This is a genomic window from Streptomyces sp. NPDC056169 (genome assembly GCF_042268445.1).
In the GTDB taxonomy this organism is placed as follows: domain Bacteria; phylum Actinomycetota; class Actinomycetes; order Streptomycetales; family Streptomycetaceae; genus Streptomyces.
In genome coordinates, this window is sequence record NZ_JBHJUO010000033.1 from 50,673 (window position 1) to 54,438 (window position 3,766).

Genomic DNA, 3,766 nt, shown 5'->3' on the forward strand with positions numbered 1-3,766 from the left:
GCGCCCCCGCCGGCCCGGGCCCCCCCCCCCCGCCGGCCCGGGCCCGCCACGCCCCCGCGCCCGGGCGCCCCTCCCCGCCCCCCCCGCGGCAGGGGGATCGTCACACCGCCCACCAGACGGTGGTGTCCGCGGGGAGTTCGATCTCGTCGTCGACGATCCGAATCTCCTCGTTGGAGAGGAGGAACCGGCCGGGCAGCGGGACGGAGATGGCCCGGCCGGTGGTGTTGGCGGTGCAGACGAAACCGTCGCGCCGGAAGACCAGGACGCCCTCGGGCGCCTCCAGCCACTCCAGCGACTCGCCCGCACCGAGTTCGGGACGCTCGCGGCGCACGGCGAGCGCGCTGCGGTACAGCTCCAGGGTGGAGCCGGGGTCGCCGGCCTGCGCCTCGACGCTCAGCGCGCCCCAGGTCGCGGGCTGCGGCAGCCAGGAGCCGCCGTCGCCGAAGCCGTACGAGGGGCCCTCGACGGCCCACGGGATCGGCACCCGGCAGCCGTCGCGGAAGCCGTCCTGGCCGCTGGCCCGCCAGAACGACGGGTCCTGGCGGACCTCGTCGGGCAGGTCGGTGACGTCCGGCAGGCCGAGCTCCTCGCCCTGGTAGACGTAGGCCGAGCCGGGCAGGGCCAGCATCAGCAGGGTCGCGGCCCGGGCCCGGCGCAGGCCGAGCTCGCGGTCGCCGGCGGTCCGCAGCTGGGTGCCGAGGCCCGCCGGGTTGGCGAAGCGGGTGGCGTGCCGGGTGACGTCGTGGTTGGACAGCACCCAGGTGGTGGGGGCGCCGACCGGGCGCATCGCGGCGAGCGAGTCGTCGATGACGCGGCGCAGCTCGGCGGCGTCCCAGTGGGTGCCCAGGTACTGGAAGTTGAAGGCCTGGTGCATCTCGTCGGGGCGCACGTAGTTCGCGGTGCGGTCGACGGTCGGGGTCCAGGCCTCGGCGACGAGGACGCGCTCGCCGTCGTACTCGGAGAGGACCTTGCGCCAGGAGCGGTAGATCTCGTGGACGCCGTCCTGGTCGAAGAAGGGCATGACGTCGTTGCCGAGCAGCTTCAGCTGGTCGTGGGCGCCGATGTCGGGGAGGCCCGGGGCCTTGACGAGGCCGTGGGCGACGTCGACGCGGAAGCCGTCGACGCCGATGTCGAGCCAGAAGCGCAGGATGGAGCGGAACTCGTCGCGTACGGCCGGGTGTTCCCAGTTGAAGTCGGGCTGCTCCGGAGCGAAGAGGTGGAGGTACCACTCGCCGGGGGTGCCGTCGGCGTCCTGGGTGCGGGTCCAGGCGGGGCCGCCGAAGATGGACTCCCAGTCGTTGGGCGGCAGTTCGCCGCTCTCGCCCTTGCCGGGGCGGAAGTGGTAGCGCTCGCGCAACGGCGATCCGGGGCCCTCGCGCAGTGCCCGCTGGAACCACTCGTGCTGGTCGGAGGAGTGGTTGGGGACGAGGTCGACGATGATCCGGAGCCCCAGTTCGTGGGCCTCGCGGATCACGGCGTCGGCGTCGAGGAGCGAGCCGAACATCGGGTCGATGGCCCGGTAGTCGGCGACGTCGTATCCGGCGTCGGCCTGCGGCGACGCGTAGAACGGGGAGAGCCAGACGGCGTCGACGCCGAGTTCCTTGAGGTACGGCAGCCGGCTGCGGACACCCTCCAGGTCGCCCATGCCGTCGCCGTTGCCGTCGGCGAAGCTGCGCGGGTAGACCTGGTAGATCACCGCGTCTCTCCACCAGCCCGTGTGCGTGCCGGTGGTGGGGGCGTCGGCCGGGGTGGCGAGATGCTGGGTCATGTCTTCCCTGGGAGGTAAGGAGGTGTGTTCGGGCGGGGTGCTCAGGGCCGTCAGCCCTTGACGGCACCGGCCGACATGCCGGTGACGAGGTGCCGCTGGGCGAAGAGGAACACCAGGGCTGCGGGGACGGCGATGAGCACGGAGGCCGCGGCCATCGGGCCCCACTGGGCGCCGTACTGGTTGACGAACTTCTGGAGTCCGCCGGCGAGCGTGAGGTTCTCGTCGCCGACCATGAAGGCGGAGGCGTAGGCGACCTCGCCCCAGGCGGTGATGAAGGAGTAGAAGGCCGTCACGGCGATGCCCGGCTTGGCGAGCGGCAGGATGAGCCGCCAGAAGGTGCCGAAGGGGGTGAGTCCGTCGACGTAGCCGGACTCGTCGATCTCGCGCGGGATGGTGTCGAAGAAGCCCTTCATCATCCAGGCGCAGAACGGGACGGCGATGGTCAGGTAGGTGATGACCAGGCCGACCGGCTGGTTGAGCAGGCCCATCGACGCCATGATGTTGTAGATCGGCACGATGAGGACGGCGACCGGGAACATCTGCGTGATGAGCAGGGTCCACATGAGTCCGCGCTTGCCGGGGAAGCGGAAGCGGCTGACGGCGTAGCCCGTGGTGGCGGAGATGAAGACGCCGACGACGGTGGTGAGGCCGGCGACGAGCAGCGAGTTGCCGAACCAGGTGAGGAACGGGGTGTCCCTCAGGAGGTTCGTGTAGTTCTCGAGCGTCGTCTCCTTGAAGAAGTCCGTGGTGATCGCGAACTCGGCGGGCTTCAGGGAGGTCAGGAGCACCCACAGCACCGGGAAGACGGCGATCACGGACGCCACGATGAGCGTGAGGTGCAGGGCGACCGAGGCGAGCGGCGAACGGCGGCCGCGGACCGGGGCGTTCACGGTCCGGGGAGCGGCCTGGGGAGTGGCACGGCGGGTGGCACGGCGGGTGGGGGTCGTGGTGGTCACCAGACTTCTCCCTGCTTGCGGAGGACTCGCCGGTAGACCGCGGCGAAGAGCATCAGGAGGACCAGGATCAGGACGCCCCACGTCGACGACTGGGCGAAGTCCCGCGGGCTGACCTCGAAGGAGAACTTGTAGGCCTGGGTGACGAGGATCTGGGTGGCCTCGCCGGGCCCGCCCCGGGTGAGCAGGAAGATCACCGGGAACATGTTGAAGGTCCAGATGGTGGAGAGCAGGATCACCGTCGTCGACACCGAGCGGAGCCCGGGCATGGTGATGTGCCGGAACCGCTGCCAGGCGTTGGCGCCGTCCATCTCGGCGGCCTCGTACATCTCGCTCGGGATGGACTGGAGCCCGCCGAGGAGGGCGACCATCATGAACGGGACGCCGAGCCAGACGTTGACGAGGATGACCGAGAACTTGGCCCAGGTGGGGTCGTTCAGCCACGGGACGGCGTCGATGCCGCCGCCCGCGAGGACCTTGTTGAGCAGACCGTTGTCCTGGTTGTAGAGGAAGCGCCAGGCGAAGACGGAGACGAAGCCGGGCACGGCCCAGGGCAGGATCAGCAGCAGCCGGTACGCGGAGCGGCCGGCGATCTTGCGGTTGAGGATGTTGGCGAGGCCGAGGCCGAGCGCGAAGGTCAGCGAGACGCAGGACACCGTCCACAGCAGCGTCCAGCCCAGGGTGGACAGGAACTGACTGCCGGTGAGCGCGTCGGCGTAGTTGTCCAGGCCGACGAAGTCGTAGGTGGCCGGGATCTCGTTGACGCCGATCGACCGGGCGACGTTCCGCTCGTTGGCGTTCGTCAGCGACAGGTAGATGCCGCGGATCAGCGGGTAGCCGATGATCACGGCGATCACGACGATCACCGGGGCGACCATCGCCCAGGCGTACCAGTGGGTGGAGAGTGAGCGCTTCGCAGCGCGCCGGGACTTGCCAGTTCCGCGGGGGCGGGGGCGGGGGGGGGGCGGGGGCCCCGCCGCCGCGCCCCCCCCCCCCGCGGGGGGGGGGGGCACCACCCCCCCCCCCCCCGCCAAAGAACAAAAAA

General features: G+C 71.0%; 3 protein-coding genes. All 3 read right to left on the reverse strand.

What is annotated here, in order from left to right; genetic code table 11:
• Positions 1-100: 100 nt before the first annotated feature.
• Positions 101-1,768 (reverse strand): glycoside hydrolase family 13 protein, encoded by a 1,668-nt coding sequence (locus tag ACFC0G_RS37465; protein WP_376412924.1) that lies wholly within the window; start codon positions 1,766-1,768, stop codon positions 101-103.
• 50 nt (positions 1,769-1,818) lie between these two features.
• Complete coding sequence (locus ACFC0G_RS37470; RefSeq protein WP_376412936.1) at positions 1,819-2,658, reverse strand: sugar ABC transporter permease; 840 nt, start codon at positions 2,656-2,658, stop codon at positions 1,819-1,821.
• A 62-nt stretch (positions 2,659-2,720) separates the two neighbouring features.
• Positions 2,721-3,734 carry a carbohydrate ABC transporter permease gene (locus ACFC0G_RS37475; RefSeq protein WP_376412927.1) on the reverse strand — a complete coding sequence of 338 codons (1,014 nt, stop codon included), beginning with the start codon at positions 3,732-3,734 and terminating at the stop codon, positions 2,721-2,723.
• Between the last annotated feature and the right edge of the window lie 32 nt (positions 3,735-3,766).

Coding starts and splice junctions, on each gene's coding strand:
- ACFC0G_RS37465 (WP_376412924.1), bottom strand. CDS start 1,768: ATGACCCAGCATCTCGCCACCCCGGCCGACGCCCCCACCACCGGCACG.